Origin of the sequence: Dyella flagellata (genome assembly GCF_030160275.1) — a bacterium.
GTDB classification, from domain to species: Bacteria; Pseudomonadota; Gammaproteobacteria; order Xanthomonadales; family Rhodanobacteraceae; genus Dyella_B; species Dyella_B flagellata.
In genome coordinates this window covers 207,321-233,941 of sequence record NZ_BSOA01000034.1, presented here as the reverse complement: position 1 = coordinate 233,941, position 26,621 = coordinate 207,321, and the positions used below count along the sequence as shown (strand labels likewise).

Annotated in this window: 22 protein-coding genes; 17 read left to right on the top strand and 5 right to left on the bottom strand. The window is 62.7% G+C overall.

Going from position 1 to position 26,621, the window contains the following annotated elements:
* Nucleotides 1–139: 139 nt before the first annotated feature.
* Complete coding sequence (locus QQJ96_RS15370; RefSeq protein ID WP_284332889.1) at nt 140–685, bottom strand: NADPH-dependent FMN reductase; 546 nt, start codon at nt 683–685, stop codon at nt 140–142.
* Nucleotides 682–1,776: an iron-sulfur cluster carrier protein ApbC gene (gene apbC, locus QQJ96_RS15365; protein ID WP_284332888.1), complete on the bottom strand. Its 1,095-nt coding sequence runs from the start codon at nt 1,774–1,776 to the stop codon at nt 682–684. Before apbC ends, QQJ96_RS15370 begins: the two co-directional genes overlap by 4 nt.
* Nucleotides 1,777–1,919: 143 nt before the next feature.
* Between apbC and QQJ96_RS15360 the strand changes: the two genes are divergently transcribed.
* The 17 genes from QQJ96_RS15360 to QQJ96_RS15280 all read left to right on the top strand — a co-directional run bounded on the left by QQJ96_RS15360 (nt 1,920) and on the right by QQJ96_RS15280 (nt 23,903).
* Complete coding sequence (locus QQJ96_RS15360; protein WP_284332887.1) at nt 1,920–2,366, top strand: DUF2147 domain-containing protein; 447 nt, start codon at nt 1,920–1,922, stop codon at nt 2,364–2,366.
* Nucleotides 2,367–2,844: 478 nt separating this feature from the next.
* A complete protein-coding gene (locus QQJ96_RS15355; protein WP_284332886.1) occupies nt 2,845–6,216 on the top strand; it encodes an nSTAND1 domain-containing NTPase in 3,372 nt (1,123 codons plus the stop codon).
* The gene (locus QQJ96_RS15350) at nt 6,213–6,623 is read left to right on the top strand and encodes a hypothetical protein (protein ID WP_284332885.1); all 411 of its coding nucleotides are present in this window, start codon (nt 6,213–6,215) and stop codon (nt 6,621–6,623) included. The genes QQJ96_RS15355 and QQJ96_RS15350 overlap by 4 nt, the downstream gene beginning before the upstream one ends.
* A gap of 491 nt (nt 6,624–7,114) precedes the next feature.
* Nucleotides 7,115–7,495: a hypothetical protein gene (locus QQJ96_RS15345; RefSeq protein ID WP_284332884.1), complete on the top strand. Its 381-nt coding sequence runs from the start codon at nt 7,115–7,117 to the stop codon at nt 7,493–7,495.
* Between the two features lie 149 nt (nt 7,496–7,644).
* On the top strand, nt 7,645–9,153 hold the full coding sequence (locus QQJ96_RS15340; RefSeq protein WP_284332883.1) for an undecaprenyl-phosphate glucose phosphotransferase: 1,509 nt from the start codon (nt 7,645–7,647) through the stop codon (nt 9,151–9,153).
* Nucleotides 9,154–9,163: 10 nt separating this feature from the next.
* Entirely contained in the window at nt 9,164–10,087 is a 924-nt protein-coding gene (locus QQJ96_RS15335) for a glycosyltransferase family 2 protein (RefSeq protein WP_284332882.1), read from the top strand.
* A complete protein-coding gene (locus QQJ96_RS15330; protein WP_284332881.1) occupies nt 10,084–10,872 on the top strand; it encodes a polysaccharide biosynthesis/export family protein in 789 nt (262 codons plus the stop codon). Before QQJ96_RS15335 ends, QQJ96_RS15330 begins: the two co-directional genes overlap by 4 nt.
* Nucleotides 10,869–12,854, top strand: a complete 1,986-nt coding sequence (locus tag QQJ96_RS15325; protein WP_284332880.1) for a GumC family protein — start codon at nt 10,869–10,871, stop codon at nt 12,852–12,854. The genes QQJ96_RS15330 and QQJ96_RS15325 overlap by 4 nt, the downstream gene beginning before the upstream one ends.
* Nucleotides 12,854–14,023, top strand: coding sequence for a glycosyltransferase (locus QQJ96_RS15320; RefSeq protein WP_284332879.1), 1,170 nt, complete (start codon nt 12,854–12,856; stop codon nt 14,021–14,023). Before QQJ96_RS15325 ends, QQJ96_RS15320 begins: the two co-directional genes overlap by 1 nt.
* Nucleotides 14,010–15,362 (top strand): glycoside hydrolase 5 family protein, encoded by a 1,353-nt coding sequence (locus QQJ96_RS15315; RefSeq protein ID WP_284332878.1) that lies wholly within the window; start codon nt 14,010–14,012, stop codon nt 15,360–15,362. The genes QQJ96_RS15320 and QQJ96_RS15315 overlap by 14 nt, the downstream gene beginning before the upstream one ends.
* The gene (locus QQJ96_RS15310; RefSeq protein ID WP_284332877.1) at nt 15,359–16,567 is read left to right on the top strand and encodes a glycosyltransferase family 4 protein; all 1,209 of its coding nucleotides are present in this window, start codon (nt 15,359–15,361) and stop codon (nt 16,565–16,567) included. The genes QQJ96_RS15315 and QQJ96_RS15310 overlap by 4 nt, the downstream gene beginning before the upstream one ends.
* The gene (locus tag QQJ96_RS15305) at nt 16,558–17,667 is read left to right on the top strand and encodes a glycosyltransferase family 4 protein (protein ID WP_284332876.1); all 1,110 of its coding nucleotides are present in this window, start codon (nt 16,558–16,560) and stop codon (nt 17,665–17,667) included. Before QQJ96_RS15310 ends, QQJ96_RS15305 begins: the two co-directional genes overlap by 10 nt.
* Nucleotides 17,664–19,100, top strand: a complete 1,437-nt coding sequence (locus tag QQJ96_RS15300; RefSeq protein WP_284332875.1) for an O-antigen ligase family protein — start codon at nt 17,664–17,666, stop codon at nt 19,098–19,100. Before QQJ96_RS15305 ends, QQJ96_RS15300 begins: the two co-directional genes overlap by 4 nt.
* On the top strand, nt 19,072–19,893 hold the full coding sequence (locus QQJ96_RS15295) for an acyltransferase (protein WP_284332874.1): 822 nt from the start codon (nt 19,072–19,074) through the stop codon (nt 19,891–19,893). Before QQJ96_RS15300 ends, QQJ96_RS15295 begins: the two co-directional genes overlap by 29 nt.
* A gap of 4 nt (nt 19,894–19,897) precedes the next feature.
* Entirely contained in the window at nt 19,898–21,331 is a 1,434-nt protein-coding gene (locus QQJ96_RS15290) for a lipid II flippase MurJ (protein WP_284332873.1), read from the top strand.
* Between the two features lie 131 nt (nt 21,332–21,462).
* Nucleotides 21,463–23,265, top strand: a complete 1,803-nt coding sequence (locus QQJ96_RS15285; RefSeq protein ID WP_284332872.1) for an alkaline phosphatase family protein — start codon at nt 21,463–21,465, stop codon at nt 23,263–23,265.
* A gap of 107 nt (nt 23,266–23,372) precedes the next feature.
* Nucleotides 23,373–23,903, top strand: a complete 531-nt coding sequence (locus tag QQJ96_RS15280) for a metal-dependent hydrolase (RefSeq protein WP_284332871.1) — start codon at nt 23,373–23,375, stop codon at nt 23,901–23,903.
* Nucleotides 23,904–23,959: 56 nt separating this feature from the next.
* On the opposite strand, the gene QQJ96_RS15275 is transcribed toward QQJ96_RS15280, so the two are convergent.
* From QQJ96_RS15275 to QQJ96_RS15265, 3 genes are read right to left on the bottom strand one after another with little or no spacing between them, the layout of a single operon-like run.
* Nucleotides 23,960–24,769 (bottom strand): DeoR/GlpR family DNA-binding transcription regulator, encoded by an 810-nt coding sequence (locus QQJ96_RS15275; protein ID WP_284332870.1) that lies wholly within the window; start codon nt 24,767–24,769, stop codon nt 23,960–23,962.
* A complete protein-coding gene (locus tag QQJ96_RS15270) occupies nt 24,762–25,403 on the bottom strand; it encodes an HAD family hydrolase (protein WP_284332869.1) in 642 nt (213 codons plus the stop codon). Before QQJ96_RS15270 ends, QQJ96_RS15275 begins: the two co-directional genes overlap by 8 nt.
* Nucleotides 25,403–26,578: an MFS transporter gene (locus tag QQJ96_RS15265; RefSeq protein ID WP_284332868.1), complete on the bottom strand. Its 1,176-nt coding sequence runs from the start codon at nt 26,576–26,578 to the stop codon at nt 25,403–25,405. The genes QQJ96_RS15270 and QQJ96_RS15265 overlap by 1 nt, the downstream gene beginning before the upstream one ends.
* Between the last annotated feature and the right edge of the window lie 43 nt (nt 26,579–26,621).

The following is a 26,621-nucleotide window of genomic DNA, read 5'->3' as shown; positions in this document are numbered from 1 at the left end:
GCAAAGCGGCAAAAATACATGGTTGACGGGGGCATTCGCCAGCGGTGTGCCACTCCTACTCCCTCCCCTGCGGGCAGGGGAGGGTCGGGGTGGGGTTGTTTGAGCTTGCGGCGTCAGTGGAATTTGACGCGAGGTTGCTTTAGCCCACCCCATCCAATCCAGCCCGCAGGCACCCCAGCACAGAGCTCAGCTCCAGACAACGCGCCGGGTCGGCAATCACCTGCTCCGGCGTACACCCGGCCCCAGGCAAAGCCACCGGCATCGGTTCGGGCGTGATCAGCCTGGCCGACATCGTTCGCAAGATTTCGCACAGCGCATCCTGCGCATGGTGCGAGCCGCGTGCCGAGGCGTTGATCAGCAGCACCCGCTTTTCCGGAAACTCCAGGCTGCCGACCAGCCAGTCCAGCAGATTCTTGAACGCCCCGGGCACGCCATGCGCGTATTCCGGGCAGGCGATCAGCAACGCGTCGCTCTGCCCCACTGCCTCACGCAGCGCCTGCACGCTTGCGGGGAGGTCGCCGGCCTCATCGTCCGGATTGAACAACGGCAGCGAGCCAAGGCCCGGGTAAAAGCTCAGCGACAGATCCGCCGGCGCCAGTTCGCGTGCGGCGAGCAAGGCCGCGGTGTTGGAAGAAACCCGCCGCAGGCTACCGGACAGGCACAGCACATGCCTGGCGGCGCTCATCCCGCCGGCTGGCCCTGCACGACGATCTTGCCCAGGCCCAGCGACTTGTTGCGCGGCTGGCGCGCCAGCCGGCCGGCGGTATTGCGCGCGATGGCACGATAATGCGCCGTCAGTTCCGAATCGGGCATCGCCGCCACCGTGGGGTTGCCACCGTCGGCCTGTTCGCGAATGCGGATGTCCAGCGGCAGCGAACCCAGATGCGGCACCTGGTATTGCTCGGCCATGCGTTCGCCGCCGCCCGCACCGAAGATGTGTTCCTCGTGACCGCATTGACTGCAGATGTGGGTGGCCATGTTTTCGACGATACCAAGCACCGGCACTTCCACCTTCTCGAACATCTTCAGCGCCTTGCGCGCGTCGAGCAGCGCAATGTCTTGCGGCGTGGTGACAATTACCGCGCCGGCCACCGGTACCTTCTGCGACAGCGTGAGCTGGATGTCGCCCGTGCCCGGCGGTAGATCGATGACCAGGTAATCGAGCATGTCCCAGCGCGTGTCGCCAAGCAGTTGCATCATCGCCTGGGTAACCATCGGGCCGCGCCAGATCATCGGCGTCTCCTCATCGACCAGGAAACCGATCGACATCGCCTGCAGGCCGTGCGCGGTCATCGGCGTGATGGTCTTGCCGTCCGGCGATTCGGGGCGGCCCTGGATACCGAGCATGCGCGGCTGGCTGGGGCCATAAATGTCCGCGTCGAGGATGCCCACCTTCGCCCCTTCGGCGGCCAACGCCAGCGCCAGGTTCACCGCCACGGTGGACTTGCCCACGCCGCCCTTGCCCGACGCCACCGCGATGATGTTCTTTACGTTCGGCAGCGGCGCCAGCGTGCCTTGCACCTTGTGCGCGTGGATGCGGCTGGAGAGGGAGACGACCGCGGCCTCGATCGCCGCATCGGCTTCCAGTGCTTGCTTGGCCTGGGCGGCCAGCGATTCGATGGCGCCGGCCGCCGGATAGCCGAGCTGGATGTCCACCGAAACCCTGGCGCCGTCCACGCCGACGGCGCGGATCGATTCGGCCAAAGGAGCGCCGGTGTGAGGATCGGTAAGGTCGCCGAGTATCCGGCGCACCAGGGCTTCGTTCGCCTGCGTCATGGGAAAAGGGCTGTGATCGGGCTTTCCATTATGCCAGCAGGGGTCGGGTCCGCGTCGTCGTCAGACCGTTGCGCAATGCAGCTTGACCCGCTTGGCCGCCGCTGGGCAGGCTCCGCCATACGCCAACGTAGGGAGCCATTGCCATGAATCGTCTGTCGCAGTTTGCCTTCGCCGCCTGTCTATTGCTCGGCTCGGCCGTTGCCTGGGCCGCCAACGACACGCCGGTGGGCACCTGGCGGCAGATCGACGACGTGACCGGCAAACCCAAGTCCGTCATCCAAATCACCGAGGACAACGGCAAGTTGCAGGGCAAGGTCTTGCAGGTGCTGCTTTCCGATGACGGCCCGCATCCGATCTGCAAGAAGTGCGATGGCGAACGCAAGGACCAGCCGGTCGAAGGCATGGTGATCATGTGGAACGTCCGCAAGGACGGCGACGTGTGGGACGGCGGCAAGATCCTCGACCCGAAGAACGGCAAGGTCTACAGCGTAAAGCTGAGCCTCACCAACGGCGGGCAGAAACTGGATGTGCACGGCTACATCGGCATCTCTCTGCTCGGGCGCAGCCAGGTGTGGGAGCGCATGCAGTAACACTGTCCGCCTTCGGACGACCTGGTCAAAGAATAAGCACAAGCTTTGCTTTTGCGATTTCCATCACGCTATTGCTAACCTCCTCCCCCTGGCAAATCGCTACTTCGAACGTGGCGCTGGCCGGAAGAAACAGCTCTGTCCGGCATCGGCAGCCAGCGCCACGCTCGCTGCCGGACATCGCTGTTCCCTTCCGGATCAGGCACTTAGTTTCCGGAAGTATTTCGGAAGAATAGAAATTGGCGGTTTGAGTAAGATCCGCTCGACTCGGCGACAGGCATTCGGCCAGGTCGCCGTGAACAAAAGCCGCAACACACGTACCAAGTGACCACAGGGGGGAGCTATGGTGTATCGACATCAGCCAGAACGGGCTTGCGCTGCCATGCCCAGGCAAAACATGCACCGCTCAGTCCGCGCCGCCACCTAAGGGTTCGAATCAACGTTATCGCTTGCGCCGACTGAAGGCCTGCAAGCAAACCGCTTGCGCATCAAACCATGGATGCGCGTCGTTGCGCCCCATACACGGACCGAGGCTGCCGCAGTGAGCTACAAGGATTTCCACTTTGGCGACTGGCTGGTCGCCCCGCACAGCTGCACCCTGAGCCGTGACGGCAGGCGCGTGCAGATCGAACCGCGCGCGATGGACGTGCTGCTGGCGCTGTGCACGCAAGCCGGCCAGATCATCAGTGCCGAAGAACTCCTGCAACGCTGCTGGAGCGGGATGGTCGTCGGCGAAAACCAGGTTCACAAGGCGATCACCCAATTGCGGCGTGCGCTGGCCGACAACGCAAGAAGCGCTGTCTATATCGAGAACATCCGCAAGCGCGGCTACCGCACCGTCGCACAAGTGCTGCTACCCGTAGCTGACGCGACACCGGTCAACCGCAAAAGCTGGGCGGAACGATCACCCTACGTCGGCCTGGATTCTTTCGATACCGAGCACGCCGCCGTCTTCTTCGGCCGCGACCATGCCATCCGCCAGCTGCACGAGGCCATGCTGGCCCAAGCCAAAACCGGCCGCGCTCTGATGCTGGTGTTAGGTCCCAGCGGCAGCGGCAAGACTTCGCTGATCCAGGCCGGCCTGTTACCCGCGCTTTCCCGTCAAGGGGGGCGCTTCCAAGTGACAAGCACCGCCATCCTGGACCTCGGCGGCATCGGCGACGAAGCGTTGATGACCGCGCTGGGGGCCGCGCTGATCGACCTGGAGGTGGACGATCAGCCCCTGCTGCGCGGCCATAGCGCCGAAAGCCTGGGCCAAAAGCTATTGCAAGCCCCCGACGCCATCCTGGGTGAACTGCGCAGTATCAGTGCACGGCAACCGCAGGCACGCGCCGCGCTGTTGATCGATCGCCTGGAAGCCCTGTTCACCTCATCCAGGGTCGATGACAGCCTGCGCGACGCGTTTCTGGTCACACTGGACCGCCTGGCGCGCAGCGAGTCGATGATCGTATTGCTCGCCTGCCGCAACGATTTCTATGCGCAAATCGCCCGCGAACCGATGCTGATGGAGAGCAAGTCGTTGGGCGGACACTACGATCTGTCCCCGCCCACCCGCGCGGAAATCGCACAGATGATCCGCCTCCCCGCCGAAGCCGCCGGCTTGCGTTTCGGCATCGACGAACAAAGCCACGCCCGCCTGGACGACCTGCTCTGCGAAGCCGCCGCCCACAGTCCTGACGCGCTGCCGCTGCTGCAATACACCCTGCACGAGTTGTATCTGCAGCGCGAACACACCGGCGAACTGAGCATCAACGCCTATCGTGCCCTGGGTGGGCTGGAAGGCGCGATTGGCCGGCGCGCAGAAACCGTGCTAGCTGGCTTGCCTGCCGCTTCGCAAGCAGCGCTGCCGCGCATTCTGTCGTTGCTGGTAACGCTAAGCGCCAACGGTGATACCGTCAGCGGGCACCATGCGTTGTGGTCGGCCTTGCAGAGTGAAGCCGAGCACGCACTGGTGCATACGCTGGTGGAGCAGCGCTTGTTCGTCAGCCTGGTGATCGATAGGCAGCCCGCGTTTGGCGTGGCGCATGAAGCCTTGCTGCGACAATGGCCGCGCGTGGTGGAGTGGATTGCTGTGCATCGGCAGGCACTGAGAGTGCGTAGCCGCGTGGAGGTGCAGGCCCGGCAGTGGCTGAGCGACGGCCGACATGTGCAGCGCTTGTTGCCACGCGGGAGGCAGTTGGAGGAAGCGCGGGAGTTGCTGGGACAGGAGTCGATTCCGCTGGAAGCGGAGGTCGAAGGCTTTATCGGGGCATCCGTCAGCAGGGTGAAAAGAGGGGAACGGCTGCGCCTGGCTGCCATCGCCATCTTTGCCGTAGTGAGCCTCGTAGCGGGAGGACTTGGCCTGTTCGCTCATCACGCTGAGGAAATGGCGCGGCAACACCAGCAGGAAGCAGACGAACTGATGGGTTACATGTTAGTGGAGCTGGCCGACAAACTGCCGCCCCTTGGCCGTGAAGATCTGCTTGCCGATGTCGGGCGGAAGGCACTTTCATACCTGCTCCGACAACACCCTGAAGAGATCAGCTTCGATGAGCGTACGCAGCAGGCACGTGCTCTGCGACTCATTGCCGATGCCGCACTAGCCCGACATGATACCGGCACTGCACAAGGCGCCCTGTCGCAAAGCCAATCCCTACTAGAGCGCAATTTGGCGAAAAACCCTACCTCGCCCGGATTGCTGCGGGAATTCGCCTTGAACGAGGACCAGTTGGGGCAGCTCCGGTTCCAACTAGGTGACTTGAACGGTGCAACAAAACACCTGAAGCAGTTTCTCTATACAACCGAACAACTACATCACATAGCTCCGGCGAATTCGGATACCGACGCACTACTTTCAGGTGCCCACAATTCACTGGGCTCGATCGCATTCCAGCAGGGAGATGAGGAAACGGCCATTCATGAATTTGCCATCTCCTCTCAACTGAAACGGGACGTCATCGCTCGGCATCCGGCTGACATACACTTTTACCGCGCTGAAGTTGGAGAACTGGCCGACACACTGACCTGGCAGGCCTCGGCACAAGAAGCCACTGGGCATCTGCAACAAGCACTGAGCCTCGACGAACAAGCGATCACCGAGCTGCTCACTCTACAAAAAGATGCTCCAGAAGAGCTCATGTGGACATACCGATTGGCGATCGCTCGATATTGGCACGCCCTTCTACTGAAAGTGCTCGGCCACGAAGAGCAAGCCGGAACCGAGCTGTCAGCCGCTCAGACGCTAGCGACCGACCTTCTTCACCACGACCCCAACAATGGTCCCTGGTTACATATCAGCATGATGATCGCCATGCTGAGCGGCGACGTTCATGCTGATTTGGAGCCATTACCTCTAGCCCTTACGGAACAGCGCGCAACGGCAGCAAAGCTCGATGAATTAATCAAAAGCAATGCGAAGCATGACAGCTTCAAATCGCTGAATGCCCTGAGCCAGGTGTATCTCGCCAATACGCTGCAACGATTGAAAGACCCCTTGAAGGCCCAGGCACTATTGCAAGCAGCACTGGAGGAATTGCCGCCAGCGCAACAAGACTCCCTGACGCCAGAGGTGGCAAGCCGCCGTCCGTTTGCACTCATCCAACTCGCACAGGTGCAAAATATGCTAGGCCAGACAGACGCGTCACATGCGAGTTGCCAACGCGCTGCAAGCTTGCTCGAACCGCTGGTTCTTCGGCGTCCTCACGATTACCACCTGCTCTCGCCATGGATACTCGCCAATGACTGTCTCGGTAAAGGCGAAGCCGTCGAATCTCAAAAAAACTGGCTAGCGCGGATAGGTTATGCCGACCCTCAGTACTTGCGTGACCTGCTCACCTTTTCCCAACCACCGTCAACCGCCAAGGAGACGAAATGAAAGAAGAAAACGTAGTGACCATGGCTAGCGAAGAAGCGAGAGCCCAAGACGGTTCTGTACAGATCCAAGTCACGGTGTGCAAGGATACATTGATCCCCTTTTTGGTCTTCAACCCTGACACGGCGACGATCAATAGCAAACAACGCGTTACCTATGTAATGGAAACCTACGGTTATGCGTTCACGAGCATTTCGTTCACGATGGGCGGGGAAAAACCACCTAAATACAACCCCCACCCGTCTCCCTTCGCCTCACCCACTACAAGCGTTGATGTACATGGGTCCCAATGCGGTAGTGGAGGTTCTTACACTTACAGCGTGACGCTAACTGCCTTCCTTTGCGGTGACGGTGGGGTGGAGGAAGACCCGGTCACAGGTAATACGCAAATTCACAATGTGCCGGAATAAATCGCGGGCTGATTCCGGACGACGAACCAGCCGTCATAACAGGGCAAGACATCGCCACTAACGCCATTGGGCCATCCGATGGGGACAGCCACGACTTGCCCTGTCACGCACAAAGCTGCCGCCATCGCCTGATGGCGTCAGCTTTTTTGATGGGTGGCTATCGTGATGCGTTCCGCAAGCTTCCATCTTCAGCGGGGCATGTAAGGGTTAAGGCGAGTCCGCGAAGTCTTCCTAGGTAGTCATAGCTTCACAGTACCTCGTCGTCATTCCGGCCTTCTCCAATGACGACAAGGCGAGACTGACACTGCGCGGTAGCTGGTACAAATCATCGACACACCACGCCCGTCGGGCGCAGAAAAAGGCTCGCGTAGAAAGCTACCCAATCCTCAAAAATCGTCATTTGTTCAATAGCTTACATAAGAAGAAAATCAGAAGACCAATACCCCTCAGCTTCAGCTAGCTTGGCGCCATCCAATGCAGGGAAGACCGCCATGCACAACACCATCCGTGCGTACCAACTGTGCGGAACGGCCTGGATGATCCACGAATCCGAGGGCCGCTTCGAACCGTTTGCCATTCGATTCACCCGGGACGAAGCGCTCGAGGACGACGCCAACGGGGCCCTTCCGGCCAGGGTGACCTGGAGCAAGGAAGACAGCTTCGGCTTCGTGGTCCAGTACCAGCCGTCCACGCGACAGGAGCCGTGCTATCTCATTTGCTCCATCCGCGACGGTTCGTGGGTCGGTCACTACGCGATGACCGATAGCCAGGATGTGCTGATCGGACAGTTTTCCATGTACATGCATCTGCCGGCCGTCGAGGTGACGCATCGCGCGGCTGGAGCTGGCGCTCATCCGGCCCGGTTGCCATGACCGCCGATAGCGCGCGCAGACCGTTTCACTCATAGGGGAAAACTTTCGTGTACCTACATCGGCTGGACCGGCTTCGCGCCGGCCTGGACAGGACGTTGCGTGCCTTCCGCGACCTGACTTTGAGCAGATGCGCGCCATGGCTCTTGGGCATGTCACCCGATTCGCACGCCATCCGTGCGAACCAGGCTAGGGCATCCAAGCCGCTGCCGTCGCTCCACACTTCAGTCCGGCCAGGATCGATCGCCTTTGCCAGACCTACCGCGCTGCGCAATGCACGCCTGCTTACGCGCCTGGCCCATGGCCTGATCGCCTTCTTGCCCTGTCTGCTGGTGCTCCAAGTACTGCATATCCACGATGCGCCGCTGATCCACCGCTATCTGGCGCAATCGGTGTTGTTCGGGCTGTTGTGCGTGCTGGTCTTCCAGTGTCTGGGCATGTATGGCGAGGACATGTTCAGCAATCGATGGTGCATACGCAAAATATTCTTCGCCTGGTGCCCGGCTTTCGGCTTGCTGCTGATCATGCATGCGCTGTTCCACTACTCGGCGCATATCCCGGTGGCGCTGTTCCTGTGCTGGTTTGCAGGCAGCTACGCTGGCTTCATCGCCTTGCGGCTGGGCACGCTGGAAGTATTCCGGCGCCTGACCCACAAGGGCCATTTCCTGCAGCGTTCGGTCATCCTCGGCTGCACCGAGAACGGCATCCGCCTGGCGCACTATCTGCGCCAGCACAGCGACCTGCGCGCAGTGGTGGTCGGCTTTATCGACGACCGCGAACCAAGCCGGCTACCGCCGGAGGCCAGCCAGCTGCTGCCGCGGCTGGGTGGCATGGCCGACCTGGAACGGCTGGTGCGCGAGCAGCATATCGATCAAGTGCTGGTTGCCCTGCCCTGGTACGCCGAGGCGCGCAACCAGCACTACGCCAAGATGCTGCGCCGCCTGCCGGTACGTGTGCAACTGGCGCCGGACATGCGTGTGTTCCGTTATGCGGGAAGCCGCATCACGCCCATCGCCGGCGTGCCGATGTTCACCATGTCCGAACTGCCCCTCACCGGCTGGTCGCCGCTGCTCAAGCGTGCCGAAGATCTGTTTCTGGGAACGCTCGCCTTGCTGCTGCTGATGCCGCTGATGGGTTTGATCGCACTCGCCATCAAGCTGGACTCATCAGGCCCGGTACTGTTCCGGCAAAAGCGCCATGGCTTCAATCATCAATTGATCGAAGTCTATAAGTTCCGCTCGATGCATCACCACCTGCACGATGCCGATGCGACAAAGCAGACCGGCCGCAACGATGCGCGCGTTACCCGCGTCGGGCGCTTCATCCGCAAGACCAGCCTGGACGAACTCCCGCAACTGTTCAACGTGCTCCGTGGCAGCATGTCATTGGTGGGACCACGCCCGCACGCTACCGCCACCAAGGCAGCCGATATGTTGTTCGGGGATGCGGTGGAGGAATACGCCTCGCGCCATCGCGTCAAACCCGGCATGACCGGCTTTGCGCAGGTCCATGGATTGCGTGGCGAAACCGACACGCTGGAAAAGATCGAACGCCGCGTCGAATACGACCTGGCCTATATCGAGCATTGGTCGCTCTGGCTGGATCTGTACATCCTGGTGCGCACCATACCCGCCGTGCTGCTGGCGCGCGAAGCGTACTGAGGGCGACCACATGCGCACCGCCCTTATCATTCCCACCCGCAACAGCGGCGCCTATCTCGAACGCCTGCTGCCAGCATTGGACCGACAGACCCTGCAACCGGACGAATTGCTGGTGGTCGACAGCGCCTCCACCGATGGCAGCCCGGAACGCTGGCTGCAGTTCGGGGCCCGCGTCGTCTCCATCGACGCGAACCATTTCAATCATGGTGGCACGCGACGCTGGGCCAGCACCCTGGTGAAGGCCGATTGCCTGATCTACATGACTCAGGATGCCGTGCCCTGGCACAAGAACAGCCTGCGGCGTTTGCGCGCCGGGCTGTATGCGGCTCCCGATATCGGGGTCGCCTATGGTCGTCAGTTGCCTCACCCAGGCAGCAGCGTACTGGCAGCACTCGCGCGCAACTTCAACTATCCGCCGCAAAGCCGAGTGAAGCGTTGGTCCGACGCAACGCAATTGGGTATCAAGACCTGTTTCAGCTCCAACGCGTTTGCCGCGTACCGACATGATGCCCTGCTCGTGTCGGGTGGCTTTCCCACGGACGCAATCGGCAGCGAGGACGCGTACGTCGCCGCACGCATGCTGCTGGCCGGCTATGCCGTGCACTACGCAGCCGATGCGCTGGTCTGCCACTCGCACGACTACACGCCGGCGGAAGAATTTCGCCGCTATTTCGACATCGGAGTTTTCTACAGCCGGGAGCGCTGGATCGGCCAATCGTTTGGAACGGCCAGCGGCGAAGGTCTGCGCTTCGTCAAACAGGAGCTACACGCGCTTTGGCGATCCGGCCAGGCTTGGCGTGCACCGACCGCCTTGTACCGCAACGTGCTCAAGCTGCTCGGTTACTGGCTTGGCCGCAGGGAACGGCACCTGCCTGCCGCACTGAAACAACGCATCAGCATGTTTCCCAACTACTGGATGAGGCAAAACCCATGATCAGACCCGCTCCGCTCGTCATCCTGCTGGCGGCGCTGCTGCTCGGGGCATGCGCTCCGCCCGGCACCGTCAAGATGCCCAGCGACCAGCACGAGCTGAAACAGCGCGACATCAGCTTCCGTCCCGATCAACTCCCACCGCCAAAGCTGCTGATCTATCCCAACGATACCTTGCGCATTGTGCGCGATGCGCAAAGTCCGGCCAATGCCGATCAGGTGGATCTATACATGGTGCGTCCGGATGGCAAGTTTGCCTATCCCTTCATCGGCACCGTGCAGGCCGCGGACCGCACACCGGAGGACGTCTCCGCCGATATCAGCAGGCGGCTCGCCTCCATCTATCGCGAGCCCCAGGTCACCGTGAACATCGCCATAGCACCCAGCAATCGCATCTATGTGGGGGGTGCAGTGCGCAATCCGGGCAGTTTCGAGCTTGGCGCAACCGGCACGGCGGAGCAGGCGCTGACCAGTTCCGGCGGTGTGCTGCCGATTGCCGACAGCCGGCATGTGGCATTGATCCGGCTCGACGCGCAAGGGCGACGCCAGGTGTATTTCTTCGATTACGCCTCGCTGCTGTTGCCTCAGTCCAACGGCGTGGCACCGGTGCGTTTGCAGCGCGGCGACATTCTGTTCGTACCTGTCTCGCGGCTCGGCAATGCCGTGCAGGACATGGATCTGTACATGACGCAGTTGATGCCCTTCTTCCGCGGCTTCGGCATTGGCGCCAACTACCAGATCAACCAGCCATCCACACAGGTTCAAATCACCGGAGGCGGCGCGCCATGATCGAGATTCGCAGCTTTCGCGACGTCCTGCGCCTTTTTTTCATTTTCAGGCGCGAATTCATCCGTGCCGTTGCGGTCACCGTGGTGGTGGCCGTACTCGGCGCCCTGCTGTTACCTACACGCTACGCCTCCGACGTACGCCTGCTGGTCAAACCGGGCCAGGCCGACAACCTGATGCAGCCGCAACTGAATGGCGATCAAGGCTACATCCAGCCAAGCAGCCAGCGTGACCCGCTACTGGACGAAGAGAAGATGCTGACCAGCGAGCCGGTGGCTCGCCGCGTTGCCAATGCCTATCTGCAGGCCATGGCCTCGGCACCTGCGCCAAAAGGTATCTGGAAGACCATCAAGCATCGCATCAAAAATGCTACCGAGGCCGTGCTCGAAGACATGCGCGTAGCCCTGGTGAAAGTCGATATCCTGGACGATGCACCACCGACCGATCGGATGGCTGCCAAATTACTGAAGGCTTTCCAGGTCAGCCATGACCCTGGCTCTAATGTCATGGACGTGCAAATCACCTGGGACGATCCGGCGGTGGCGCAGATGATCGCCCAGGCCTGGGTGGACGCCTATTACGAGCAGCGCGCAAACGCAGCTGGCAGTCGCCAGCTGTATGACTTCTATGCAAAACAGTCCAACGAACTGGGCACGCAAATCGCCGGCTTGAAGAAGCAGCTGCTGCAGGGTCTGCACGATCTGGGCGCCACCAGCGTGCAACAGCGAATGGACAGCTTGTCCGATCGATTGCAACGCCTTTACAAGCAGCGCGAGGACGCGGTGGGCGAACTCGATTCGCTGCCCGGCGCACTGAGCGAAGCGCGCCAGCAATTGCTCAAGCTACCGGCTGAGGTGGTGTCCGAACGCGAGGTCAGCCTCAATCCCACGCAACAGGATCTGCTGCTCAAGCTCAATGGCTTGAAAGCGCAGCGGCTGGAGCTGCTACGCACTTACCGCGAGGGCGCACCGCCGATCCGCGAAATCGACGGCAGCATCCGGGCCATGCAGGCGCAGATCGAGGCGATCGACACCAACGTGCAGCGCTCGGAGAACCTCCAGCCCAATCCGCTGGCCACCAAGCTGCGCCAGGACATCCAGGATTCCACGCTGCGGACCGCCGAACTGGGCGCACACATCAAGGCCTACGACGAACAGATCGCGCAGTTGCAAAAGGCGCGCGAAGATACCATGGCGGCCGATTCGTCACTCGCACCGCTCGCACTCAGGCTAACCGCCGCCGAGAAGAACTTCGCGCAATACATGGACTATCTGATGCGCGAGCGGGTGATCCGCGATCTCAACGACAATCGTCTCAGCAACGTCGCCCTGATCGAACCGGCCACCTACTCCCCGGCACGGATTTTCCCCAAGACCGCGATGATTCTGCTCGCAGCGCTGCCGGCGGGCATTGCGGTGGGTCTGTTCGTGATCCTCCTGTGCTACCTGCTTGACCAACGCATTCACGATGGCGGACGGGTCCAAGCGCAATTCGGCGTGCCGTTGTGGGCCAGCCTGCCGGAGCTGGATGCACCCGATGCCCTGCCCTGGCGTGCCCAATTGAGCGTGCTGTATCGCATTTACAACCTGCTGCCGCACGAACTGGTGGCCGAGCGAGGGATCACGGTCGGCCTCACCTCCGCACACCCGGGTGAGGGCGTGCGCTTCGTCGCCCAGCACCTGCAGAAAATGCTGCTTGAACACGGGCATCAGGTCAGCATCGGCGAACGCAGCGCCGGGCCGGGCGAGATCGTGCTGATCACGGCGGCGCCGCTCAATGATGGCCGGGCGCTCCTGCAATTACGTCCAGCAAGCGTGCGCGTGCTGGTGGTGGAAGCACGACGTACCAGCGTGCCGGCAGTGGATCAGGCCCTCATCATGCTGCGCCAGGCGTTCGGCCAGATCGACGGCGTGATCGTCAATCGTCGCCGCTACGAAGTGCCGCAACAGGTAATGGCGTGGCTGGCTCGCTGGCGGGAAGGTTGATGCGTATCGCCCTGCTGTCACCGCTGCCGCCGGTACAGAACGGCATCGCCGACTACGCCGGCCATTGGCGCGCCGCGCTGGAGGCGCGCGGCGTGGAAGTACTCACGCCGCTCGCTAGCGCTTCCGTCGACGCGGCACTGGCAAAGTTCGACTGGCGCAAGGTGGATGTGGTGCACGCGGAGCTCGGCGGCGGCCGCAGTCGCGAATTCCTGCTGCTGGAAGCGCTAAGCAAACAACAGCCGAGCCTGCCGCTGAGTGCCACGGTGCATGATCCGGAACGTCTGATCTGGCGTGCGCCGCAAGGGCTGGCATGGCATCGCCTGCCGCGTCCGCTACCGCAAGTTGCCGCGCTGCTCGGCGACCATCGCACGCTGGCGCGCGAGCGCGCGCTTGCCAAGGCGCTCCATACGCTGGTCACACTCACCGATACCGGGCGCACGACGCTATGCGAACGCATGCGTCTGCCACCCGAACGCGTCAAAGTGATTCCGCATGGCAATGCCTCGCTGGATTTCGTACCGCCACCGGCGGAGGGACCGCTACGCCTACTGTATTTCGGTTTTCTCTACCCCGGCAAAGGCATCGAGGACCTGTTGGATGGATTGTCCCGCTGCTTCGCGACCGCACCCGGGCTGCGCGACCAGCTGCAGCTCACGCTTGCCGGCGGCAGCAAGCCGCAACTGGCTTTCGGCGGCGATCGCGACTACCTCGCTGAACTGCGCTCGCGCGTCAATCGGCTAGGCCTCCACGACGCCATCAACTGGCGACTTGATCTGGCAAGCAGCGATATCCCCACGCTACTGCAAGCGCATCACGCGCTGGTGCTTCCTTATCGCGATTCGCGCAAGCTCGCGCTGCTGGGCCGCATGCGTGGCACCAGCGGCGCATTGTCCTGGGCCAACGCCTGCGGCCGCGGCGCGCTGGTTTCCGATGCGCGTGCGTTAGCCGAGGAGGTCGCGCATGGCAATGGCGTCACCTTTCCGCAGGGCAACGTGGAGGCGCTGGCTGCGCGCTTGATCGAGCTGGCCCGCGATCCGCAGCGTTGCCGCCAGTGGGCTCAAAGTGCCGCGCGGATCGGCCAGGCCCGTCGCTGGGATGCCGTGGCCAGCCAGTTCCAGGCCCATTTCGAATCGCTGTGTCGCGGAGGCATGCGCCATGCGTATTCATAGTCGCCGTCGCTGGCTGGCACCTGCCGCCATCGTCACCTTGTTCCTGTTGTTGCTCCTGCTTGGACAATCACGCAAAAACGAAGCGCTGGCCGCGCCGCTGGAACTGCGCGCGCCGCGTACCGTGGTATGGAAGGATTTTCTTGGCGTCAACGCCCACTTCCTGTGGTTCACGCCGGAGGTCTATCGCCTGCAGATGCAACGTTTGCAGGCGTTAGGTCTGCAATGGACACGCATCGACTTGCACTGGGACCGGATCGAGCCCAGTCGCGGCCAATTCCGCTGGGACGTGCTCGATCCCCTGATGCAACGATTGGTCACGGATCGCCTGAAGGCCGAGGTCTACCTGGTTGGCTCCGCACGCTATGCAAGCAGCGCACCGGCCGATGCGTCCAACAGCGACCAGTATCCACCGCAAGGTCCGCAGCTGTATGCCAACGTGCTGGTGCAACTGGCCAGGCGCTATCCGCAGGTGTCGGCCTGGCAGGTGTGGAACGAACCCAACCTGCCCTCGTTCTGGTATCCGCGCGAAGATCCGCAGGCCTATGGACAACTGCTGCTGGCCAGTAAACAAGCCCTGGATCGAGCCGCTCCAGGTCGCCAGCTGGTACTGGGCGGTATGGCCTATTTCAGCCAGATGCCGGACCAGCATGGGCGGTTGATGGTGCAATCACTAGGAAATCTGGGCCTGTTCTCGTTCCCCATCGTGATTGCCTACCACCCGTATTCGCTCGCCCCGGAAGGCGACGACCCGGCGCAACGGGATTTTATTTTGCGTGCCGAGCAAGGCAATCAAGCACTGCGCGCGGCAGGCGTCAAACAGATCTGGGCCGACGAATGGGGCTGGTCCAGCTATGCCGGCCCGGTGGAACAACAACCCATCATCGGCGAACAAGGCCAAGCCGACTATTTGCTACGGCGCCTGGTCTTGATGAGCGCACTGGATTACGACCGCATTTTCCTGTTCGCGCTGAGCGACCTGGATGACCGGGCCACCGCGCGCGACCGCCATTACGGCCTGCTCGACGAACATGCCCAACCGAAACCGGCTTATTACGCGCTTGCGCGCTTCCTGGCCATCACCGGGCCGCGCGTGCAACCGATCGATCCACCGCATCCCGCTACGGCGCCCCCAGGACTGATCAGCGTGGCCTGGCGCCGCGACGACGGTCATCAACTGTGGATGTTCTGGGCCGCGCAGCCCGGCCAGCTCACCCTGCCCGGCATCCGGCTGGCGACGCTGCACGATCCGCTACGTGGCACCCAGCGCCAGCTGCGTGCCAAGCAGGATCCATTGCAGGTGCCGGTTCAAACCTCGCTGCAAATCCTGGAGTGGCCATGAATCCATCGTTGCGAATGCTCTGGGCCCTGCCCTACCTGCCCTGGCCGACCACCAGCGGCGGCAAGCTGCGCCAGTATCACTTGCTGCGCGAACTCGCTGCACGCGGCCATCGCATCACCTTGCTGGCGCAGTCCAAGATACCCCTGGACGATGCCGCACGGCATGCGCTCGAACCCTTGCTGGATCGCTTGATCGTGCTGCCGCGCCGTCCGCTGAAATCCTTCACCACCATGGCCGCCGCCTTGCTGTCGCCATTGCCCTTGCTGGCGACCGTCAACGGTTACGCGGCACCACTGCAGCGGCGCTTCGAGCAACTGCTGGATGAGCGATGGGACATCGTGCAGATCGAACATTCGTACGCGTTGCAACCTTATGCGCGCAGCCTTGAGCAACGCAGGCAACCGTTTCTGCTCAGCGAGCACAATATCGAGTCGCAACTAGGCAACATCACTTACCAGCGCCTGCCCGCTGCACTGCGCCCGCTGGCGCGACTGGATAACTGGCGCTATCGCCGCTGGGAGCAGCGGGCGCTGCACCAGGCACAGCAGGTGATCGCCGTGACCGAAGCGGACGCGACGGCGTTCAGGGCACTGACGCCGCGGCCGGTACGCGTGGCGATCAATGGCGTCGATGTGCAGGCTGCTGCCCACGTGCGGCCTGACGTACACACGCAGCGCATTCTCTACGTGGGTAATTTCGAGTACGCCCCCAACGTGGATGCGGTGGAATGGGCCGTGCAGGAAATCATGCCGCGGGTCTGGGCCACCCGCCCCAAGGCGCTCCTGTGTGTGTGCGGCTACGCCCTGCCGGAACGCTGGCGCAGGCACATGGAAGATCCGCGCATCGAATGGCTGGGCTACGTGAAACGGCTCGATCACGTGCAAGCGCAAGCCAGCGCGTTCCTGGCGCCATTGCGCGACGGCGGCGGCTCGAAGCTCAAAGTGTTGGAAGCGATGGCGGCCGGATTGCCCCTGGTCAGCACGGCCCAGGGTGTTTCAGGATTGAACGTACGGGAGGGCATCCACTACCGGCGCGGTGACCATGCCGCCGCCTTGGCACAGGCCCTGATCGAATTGCTGCAAGCACCAGAGCAGGCCGTGGTACTGGGCGAAGCCGGCCGCCGCTACGTACGCGAGCAGCATGACTGGCGCATTGCCGCCGACCAACTGGAAGCGGCCTATCGGGAGCACACGGCATGCGCGTAGGCCTCGACTACCGTCCGGTGACCGTCGCACCCAGCTCGGGTATCGCAAGGCAGGTATTGGCCTTGGAACGGGCATTGCAGCAGCATGCGGACGATCTTCTGCTTCGGTTCACCGCCGCCCCGCTGCAACATCCGCACCGGCAGTTTGCGCACTGCCCGATCGAGGGCAGCCCCTTGCACGGCCTGCACCGACCGGCCCAACGCCTGCGCTTCGAACACGCATTTCTGCCCGAGGCACTGCGCGCGAAACGCATCCAGCTATACATCGCAACCGCCAACAGCGGACTACCGATCGGTCGCCGGCCAGTTGGAATGCGCCAGGTGCTGATGCTGCACGACGTATTCCAGTTGACGCTTCGCAACCGTCACACGTCGCTGCTGAAGGCAGCACTGTACTGCGCACTGGATCGCGCCGCGATCCGCTATGCGATAGCACGTGCCGATGCGATCTGGGTGCCTTCGCGTTATACCGCCAAGGAAACAACGCGGATGTTTCCGGCACATGCCAGCAAACTGCGTGTTTTGCCGAACGCTGTGGCGCCATTGCCGGACGCGCCTGCGCCGGCCAGCTTCACTGCCACGCTACCCGGACGCTACTGGCTGGTGGTCGGCAGTCGCGAGCCCCGTAAAAACATCGCCTGGTTCTTGCGGGTGTGGCATGCAACGAGCCGCCATCGGCCCAGCTTGCCCCAATTGCTGATCGTCGGTGCCGCCACCGACGTGCCGACCGAGCTACGCCATCTGCCGGGCTTGCATTGGCGCACTGACGTGGACGACGTTGCGCTGGCTCAGCTTTACCGTGGCGCCGAACGCTTATGGCAGCCGTCGTATGCCGAAGGATTTGGTCTGCCGGTGGTGGAAGCATTGAGTTGCGGTACACCGGTGGCCGTGGCGCAAGGCTCGGCGCTGGATGAAGTGACACCGCTTCCGGCTCCACGCTTCGATCCGCACGATGGCGCCGCATTGGCACGGCTGATGATGGCTCTCGATGGTGCTGCACCTGAACTGTCCGCGCAGGCGTGCCGAGCTGCTGCAGCCGCCTACACACCGGCGGCCTATACGCAGCATGTCGGCGAATTGCTCGAGGAGTGGCGTCGATGAATCCGCGCTTCGCACTTGCCGGGCTGTGCGGCCTGCTGTTCGGTGGCTTGCTGTCGATCGCTTCGCCCGGCCAATTCGCCATGGCGATGGCCACGGCTTTCGTGCTGCCGGTCATACTGCGGCAACCCTATCTTGGCCTTGCGCTGTTCGCCTTCACCGCTACCTTCATGCCTTACTCCACGGTTGAGCTCGGTGTGCGCATCACCCTATCGGAGGCGCTGCTGGCGATGGCATGCCTGGGCACCTTGTGGCAATTGTGCATGCATCGATTGCATTGGTCCTGGGGCCCCACCGAAAAGGCCGTGCTATTGCTGATGGTATTCAGCGCACTGCCGTTTGCGGTAGGGCAGCTCACCATCCATACCGATGACAATGGCCTGGTGAACTGGGCGCGTTGGCTGCTGAATCTGTCGACGATCTTCCTGGTGCCCTTGCTGCTGGCCGACGCCGAGCGGCGCGAGCGTCTGATCGTCGTGTTGCTGGCCGGCAGCCTGGCCTTGCTGTTGTTGTCGCTCACGGAGTTTCTGCGCCACCAGAGCACCCAGGACATGATTTCGCTGCTCACCCGCATGCACTACGCGCATACGGATGCCGTGCGAAGCATTTTCACCGTCGAACATGCTCGTCTGGCCACACCATGGGTCCATCCCAACCTGACCGGCGGCGCCCTGGTGTTGTTCGTTCCATTGGGCCTGAGTTTCGCGCTGGTTCGAGAGGGCTGGAAACGCTGGCTGGGTAGCGCCGTAGCGTTGCTTGGCGGCGTGGCCTTGCTGCTCAGCAGTTCGCGCGGCGCCATGCTCAGCCTGGCGGCGGTCCTGATCTGGATGGCTTGCCTGAGGGTCCCGGCGACACGCCAGATCCTTCTCGCTGCCGCGGTGATAGGCGTGGTGTTGGTGCTGTTCTACCCGCCGCTGCATGCGCGCATCGCCACCATGTTCTCCGCCGGCAACGCGAGCACCCAGGTGCGCATGGACGAGTACCGGCGGTTTCCGGAGGCGGTAGCCCGTTATCCGCTGGGCATCGGCTTCAAGGCTGACCCGCCGGTGCCTGGCAGCGGCCTGCTTGGCATTTCCAATCTGTGGCTGAACTATGTCTACAAACTGGGCCTGCTGGGCATGCTGATGTATTGCGCCGTGATCTGGCGGTGGTGGCGCGAATGCCGGCCGCGCGGAGCGATCGACAAGCTCGGACCAGCCAACGGAATTTGGCTGGGCAGCCTGGCAGGCATAGTCGCGGCCCTGCTGACTGGCCTGTTCGATCATTACTACAGCTTCACCGTGGTGTTGGTCGCGCTGTTCTGGCTGATGCTCGGCATCAATCTGCAGGCTGCACGCGAGCTGTATGGCGTGCGGCGTGCGCAGCGCAACCCTTCTCTTCTCCCTTTCACGGCACGGCTACCCGCGAATGAAACATCGCATCTACCACTCCACTGATCTGCCAGCCCGCCTGGGCGAATATGCGCCGCGTCTCAAGGTCGATGAAACCTCGTTGCGCGCTGCCTACGAATGGCTGCTGCAGCATGATGCCGCGTTCGAGGAATCCTCGGCGGACGGCATCAAGGTTTCGATCTGTTCGGTCGACATCGAGACGTGCATCGAACCACCGCTGGCACGCCGCCTGTACGCCCAATTGAAGCATGAGATTCCCACGCAATTGATCCCGCGCTACGGCATCAACTGGCCTACCTTCAAGGATCGTTGGTTGCGAGCGTGGGAGCAGGTCTACAACATCGTCATCAACAAGATTCCTAGCCACAACCTGCGGCTGCTGTGGCTGCGCCTGGGCGGCGCGAAGATCGGCAAGGGCTCCAGTATCTGGCGGAACACCGAGATTCTCGGCGTCAATAATCTGGTCATCGGCGAAGACAGCACGATCGCCTGGCATTGCCAGATCGACGCACGCGCCGGCCTGCGCATCGGTGACCATGTGGCGATTGCTTCGCATGTACTGATCGTCGCCGGCTCGCACGATCTGGGTGCGGCGGAATTCTGGTCGGTGTCCGCGCCGATCGTGATCGAGGACTATGTCTGGGTGGCCAGCCGCGCCCTGATCGGCCATGGTGCACGCCTTGGCCGCGGCTGCGTCATCACCGCCAATACCTTGGTGACCAAGCAAGTACCGCCTTACAAGATCATCGGCGGCAGCGGGGCCAAGGCAATGGGTGAACGCCCGAGCGAACTCCATTACAAGGTCAACGGCAAAGGCCTGTTCACCCTTCTTCATTGAACGCATGTTTGCCGCGACCTTCAAACTTACCCTCGCTACGCTTGCCGGCTTGCTGGCGGGCTTCGCACGCGAATGGCTGCTGGTTGCCGACTGGGGCAGCGGCGCGCGCACGGATGCCTTCCTGATCGCCATGTTCCTGCCTGAAGCGGTGCGCATGGCGCTGGCCGGCGGCCTGGTCGGAGCCGCGGCGTTGCCAATTTACCAACAGCACGCTGCAGCAAAGCGCGTCGCGTGGCTGCGCGGCCAGAACACGCATTTGTTGTTGCTGGGTTTGCTGTTGGCCAGCCTGATCTGCCTGCTCGCCACACCGTTGAGCAGCATGATCGGTCCCGGCCTGCCCCCGGCAGCTCGTGCACAAGCCGCGGAAAGCTTGCGTGTGCTGGCCTGGTGCTTGCCGGGCATCGTGCTGCAAGCGCTGTGGTCAGTGCCGCATCAGGCCACGGCGCGCTTTGTCGTCGCCGGGATGGGCTCGTTGCTCTACAACGTGCTGCCGGTGCTGGTGCTGCTGATGGGCGGCAGGCACGTCCAGGAAAAGCCCTTGTGCCTGGCCTTCGTCGCAGGCAGCCTGCTGATGGCGCTGGCGTTGTTGCCAGGACTGGGCCGCGATGGTTGGCGCCCGTGGCAGTTGCGTATCGAACGCGCCGATAGCGTCGAACTCTATCGTCGTCTGCTGCCGCTATTGGCCAGCAGCGGCGCCAGCCAGGGTTTGATGCTGGTCGAACGCATCGCCGCATCGTTGTTGGGCGCCGGTGTGATCACCGTCGTCAACCTGGCACGCAAACTGGTCAACCTGCCGTTGGTCGCCTTGATGGGGTTGAACCAGGTCTTGTTGAGCCTGCTGGGACGCCACGACCAGAACCAGCGCCGACTGGGGCTATTGCGCCGAGGCCTGGCCGTTTCCACGTTGCTGACCTTGCCGGCCGCGGTGACCTTGATTGGTGCAGCACCCACCTTGGTCGCCTGGTTACTGCCGCACAATCTCGCCGTCGGGCCGCTACCCGGTCTATTGGCGTGGTTTGCAGGCGTCACCGTATTCGGCAGTTGGAACGCCATGCTGGCTCGCTATGGCTATGCGCAAGGCGACACGCGCACTCCGATGCACTGCGAACTCAGTGGCAGCGCACTGAACGCGCTCGCATTGCTGTTGCTGCCGCACTGGCTGGGCCTACCCGGTATTGCACTCTCGGCCCTGCTTGGCGTGCTACTCACCGGCTGGCTGCTGCTGTGGCGCTTGGACCTGCTCAGCCAGATCAACTTGCTGCGCCAATGGTTGGCTTGCGCCGTGCTGCTGGTGACCACGGCGTTGCTCCTGTTTCCCCTGCATGGCATGCCGTGGTTGCAACTGGAATTGGCTGGCTTGATGGCCTTGCTCACCATCTCTGGAACGGCGTGCTGGTTGCGGCCGGGGAGTCTCGCAGCGTCAGAGCGCCAGCGGTGATGAAAAGCGGCTTCCCTCCCACTCGTCCGGGTCGGCGCCAAGTGCCCCGGGTTGTCCTCTCTCCGTCGCGTGCGCGCAACCACATTGCTGCACAGTCTGGCCCTTCTCATCACAGCAAGGGGAGTTTGCGTATGCGTAACCTGCGTAAGTCATGCGTAAGAAAGGTGCTCGCGACGGCCTGTCTGAGCGGCCTGTTCGCCACACCGGCGTTCGCCACCAACAGCGGCAACCTGCTGGTGAACGGCGATGGCGAAGCCGGCACCTGCACCACCGACTGGTCCGCCGTGAATACCGTGCCGGGCTGGACGGTGACGCAAGGCAACCCGTCGACGGTTTGCTATTCGATCGGCAGTTTCAGCACGCCGGGCGGTGCATCACGCGGCAATGCGTTCATTGCCGACGGCCCGTACGGCGACTCCGCGCTGCGCCAGAACGTGGACGTTTCCAGCGCTGCCGGCGCCATCGACGGCGGCAACATCAGCTACACGCTTTCGGGTTGGCTGGGTGGCTATACCGTTTACAACGGGCAAGCCATCGTGACGGCCACCTTTCTCGACGCCAATGGCAATCCGCTGGGCACGCCGGCGCAGTTGGCAGGCGTGAATGCCTCGGCGCGCAATAGCAAGAGCGGCTTTATCGCCAAATCGGCTACCGGCAACGTGCCGGCAGGCACGCGCACGATCTCGGTGCTGCTGCAGTTCAACAATACCTCGGCGTCCTACAACATCGGCTATGCCGACAATCTGTCGCTGACGCTGTCCACACCCCTCGCCGCGCCTAGCCTGCAGGCACCCGTCTCACAGGTACCGGCGTTCGATCACGTCTTCGTGGTGATGATGGAAAACACCAATTACGACCAGGTGATCGGCGACACCACCGATGCTCCCTTCATTAACAGTCTCGCCAACCAAGGCACCCTGCTGGACAACTACAGCGGCGTCTACCACCCCAGCGACGAAAACTATCTGTCGATCGCCGGCGGCGATACCTTCGTGAAGGGCGCGATCTATTTCCCCAACATCAAGGTGACCGCCCAGCACATCGGCGACGAACTCGAAGCGGCCGGTCAATCCTGGAAAGCCTACGAGCAAGGCATGGGCACGCCATGCAACACCAGCAACAACAACGACAGCTACTACGAGCCGGATGACGCGCCGTTCATCAATTTCACCAACATTTCCTCCAACACCACGCGTTGCGCCGCGCATCTGTTCGATACCACGCAGCTGAGCACCGACCTGCAATCGGCCGCCACCACGCCGAACTTTGCCTGGATCGCCGCGGACGACTATTACGACGGCGAAGCTTCCGGCAACGGTTCGGCGCAGAGCCTGCAGGTGCAGAACGGCTGGCTGCAGCAGACCTTGCAGCCGATCTTCAATTCGCCCGTATGGACGCAGCAGCGCTCATTGCTGATCCTTACCTGGGACGAATCCGAAGCTTCCGGCAGCAATCATGTGGCAACCTTCGTACTGGGCTCGCCGGGTACGGTGCAAGCGGGCTACGTCAGCAACGCCAGCTACAACCACTACAGCATTGGCAGCACCATCGAAAGCGCGCTGGGCATCGCACCGCTCACGCACAACGACCAGTACGCGCAGCCGATCAACGATGCTTTCGTCGCGACACAAGCCATCAGTACGCCAAGCCTCAGCAACACCATGCCGAGCGTCAGCCAGGGCACCTATGTGCACTTCGACTACGCCACGCCGGTGAGCCAGCTCAATAGCCAGAACTGGATCGGCATCTACAAGCCGGGCAGCAGCCCCGGCAACAGTGCCTCCACCAGCTGGCAGTACACGCCGAGCGCCAACGGCACGGTGACGTTCGACACCTCCAGCCTTGCTCCAGGTACTTACAACGTGTGGTACCTGTACAACAATGGTTATACCGTGCTGGCAGGACCGGTTACCTTGACCGTGACCAATCCGTAACGGTTGCATCCTCCCCTACGTGTAGTAGGGGAGGATGCTGGATTGCGCGCACTATGCGCGGACATGCCGGCCAGGGCATGCTAAGCGTCCCAGGGATTGGAACCGCCATGCCCACCATCTTCACCCACGCCGCCGTCCCTGCCCTGCTTGGTGCCGCCGCAGGCAAACAACGCATAAGCAGGAGATTGCTTTGTACCGGCGTGATCGCAGCCATGTTGCCGGACGCCGACACGCTGAGTTTCAAGCTCGGTATTCCCTATGCCGATGCGTTCGGGCACCGCGGCGCCATGCATTCACTGCTGTTTGCTGTATGCATTGCCATGCTTGCCGCACTGCTGCATCGCCCGCTGCGCAGTACGGCCACACGCACGTTTGCATTTGTCGGCCTGTCCGCCGTGTCGCATCCCCTGCTGGACATGCTCACCGACGGCGGCCTTGGCGTTGCCATCGCCTGGCCGTTCAGCACCCAGCGCTATTTCTTCCCTTGGCATCCGATCCACGTTTCGCCCATCGGCGTGCATTTTTTCAGCGCGAGAGCCTGGACGGTGATCGCCTCGGAGCTGCTTTGGGTATGGCTGCCCATAAGCGTGATCGCCCTAGTCGTGTGGCGTTGGCGAATAACCCGTAGGCTGGGATGACAATCCCAGAATCGCTTGGGCCTCGAACAGGACAATGCTGGGATTGTCATCCCAGCCTACGCCCCTGATACCGCCTCGGCTCGATGCACCATCACACCGTGCGCCGCGAAAGCCGCACGTACGGCACGGTCCGCCGAGTGCTCCACCACCAGGTGTTGCACACGCGCGAGTTCCGCCACCTGATGGGCGGCCACGGCGCCAAGCTTGTCATCGCTGGCCACCACCACCGTTTCGTCGCTGGCTTCGATCATCGCCCGCTTGAACAGCGACTCCTCGCTGTCGAAACCCCACAGGCCGTGCGCGGCGTCGATGGCGCAGGCGCCGGGAAAGCACAAATCCGCGCGCATCCTTCTCACCTGCTCCACCGCTTGCGCACCGATCGCGCCGCCGATGGACGGGTCGATACGGCCACCGACCAACAGCACTTCGAAACCTTCCCGGTCGAGCAGCAGCTGCGCGATATGCGGCGCATTGGTGATCACGGTGAGCCGCGCATCTACCGGCAACGCTGCCGCGATGGCGGCATTGGTGGTGCCGGCATCGATCAGCAGCGTCTGCCCCGGTTTCGACAGGCTCACGGCTTTGCGTGCAAGCGCCTGCTTGCGCAACGGATGTTCAGTGCGCCGCTGCTTGAGCGGTGTCAACGTGACCGTGGGCAACAATGCCCCGCCGTAAACACGTTTGCACAAGCCTTGTGCCGCCAGTTCGCGTAAATCGCGCCGGATCGAATCCTCGGAGACCTCGAAGGCCTCCGCCAGCTCGGCCGCCACTACGCGTCCTTCACTGCGCAGCCGCGCCAGGATGCGCTGTTGACGCTCCTCGGGCAGCGCATTGCGATCGATGACCGAAACGGGAGGTTTAGCCATGGCCGGCCACCTGCGTCTCGCGTTCAAGCAGGCCCAGTTCTACGAGGTGCACGCGCAACCCGGCCGGCTCGCGGAACCACCAGCCGTGCAGCCCCAAGGCTTCGGCTGCCGCCACATTGCCCTGGGAGTCGTCGATGTACAGCGCAGTGGCAGGGTCGACTGCATAACGTTGCAGCAGGCGTTGATAGATGCGCCGGTCCGGCTTCAGCAGGCGTTCCTCGCCGGACACCACAATGCCTTCGAACCACTGCAGAAAGGGATAAAGCTGCCGCGCAATCGGAAACGTTTCCTGCGACCAGTTGGTGAGCGCCAGCAGGCGCACGCCGCGCGCTTTCAGTTCCGCCAGCAGCGCGACGCTGCCCTCGATCGGGCCGAGCAGGGTTTCTTTCCAGCGCAGGTGATAGGCGTCGATCAGTTCGGCGTACTCGGGAAACTGCGCGCGCAATAGCGCCGTGCCTTCGACCCAGGGACGGCCCTTGTCCTGCTGCTCGTTCCATTCGCCGCTGCACACCTCGCGCAGAAACCATTCCATCTGCGCTTCGTCCTCGATCAATTGACGGTACAGGCGCCGCGGATCCCAGCCGATCAGCACATTGCCAAGATCAAAGACCACTGTATCGATACGTCTGCTCATCACCGCGCTATCCTCGCCGACAAAGCCACCAGCACCAGCAACCCGGCCATTCCAACGAAGGCGGCCGACAGGCTGCTGGCATGCGCCACAAAGCCGATCAGTGCCGGTCCGCTCAGCAGCCCTACATAGCCCAGCGTAGTGGCGGTGGCGATCGCCACCGCCGGCGGCGTGCCGGCCAGGCGCCCGGCCGCGCTGAACATCACCGGCACAATGTTCGACGCGCCCAGGCCGATCAACACGAAGCCGAGCAAGGCAACAGCCGGTACCGGCACACAGGCCACCAGCAGAAAACCCGCCGCGGCAAGGCCCGCGCCCACGCGCATCGCCCACGCCGGGCCATGGCGCGCAATCAGCCGGTCGCCGGAAAAACGCCCTGCTGCCATCGCCACGGAGAAGCATGCGTAGCCGAACCCAGCCGACGCCGGTGCGACGCCGCGTACGTCGCGCAGGAATACCGCGCTCCAGTCCAGCATCGCACCTTCGGCCATGAAGCTGACAAAACACAACAGGCCAAGCAAGCAGGCGCGTGCATGCGGCAGGCCCAGCCGGCTTTTCCGCCCGATATCAACGCTGGCCGAGTTGGCGTCGCCACGCAGGTCATCACGCAACCACAGCACGGTCAACGCCAGTGCGACGGCGATGGCCACCGCGGCAAAGGGCAAAGTCAGTCCAAGCGCCAGCAAAGCGCTCAACAATGCCGCGCCCGACAGGCCACCAACGCTGAACAGGCCATGGAAACCGGACATCAGGCGATCGCCGCTGCGGCGCTCCACTTCGACGGCATACGCGTTCATGGCCACGTTCAGCGCCCCCAGCATCGCGCCGAAATACAGCAAGGTGACCACCAGCATCACCACGCTGGATACCCGCGCAAGCATCGGCAGAGCCAGGCACGTCAGCAGCCCGGCCGCCATGATCATCGTGCGATTGCCCAGCCGATGCGCCAGCAAGCCCACGAACGGCATCGACAGCATCGAGCCGCCGCCGAAGGCCAGCAGGGCACTGCCCAGCTGCGCATCGTCCAGCCCGAGACGAAGCTTGACGTAGGGCACCATCGGCGCCCAGGCCGACATGGCCATGCCGGAAACCAGAAAAATCAGCCGCGTCGCCCGGCGGGCGGCAGGGTGCGAAGCCGTTTGGCTGCCTGCGGCTGCCGCTTCGTGAGTGGTCTTCACTGCTCGATCGTCTTGCTCGCAATGCGAATAAATGTACACAAAC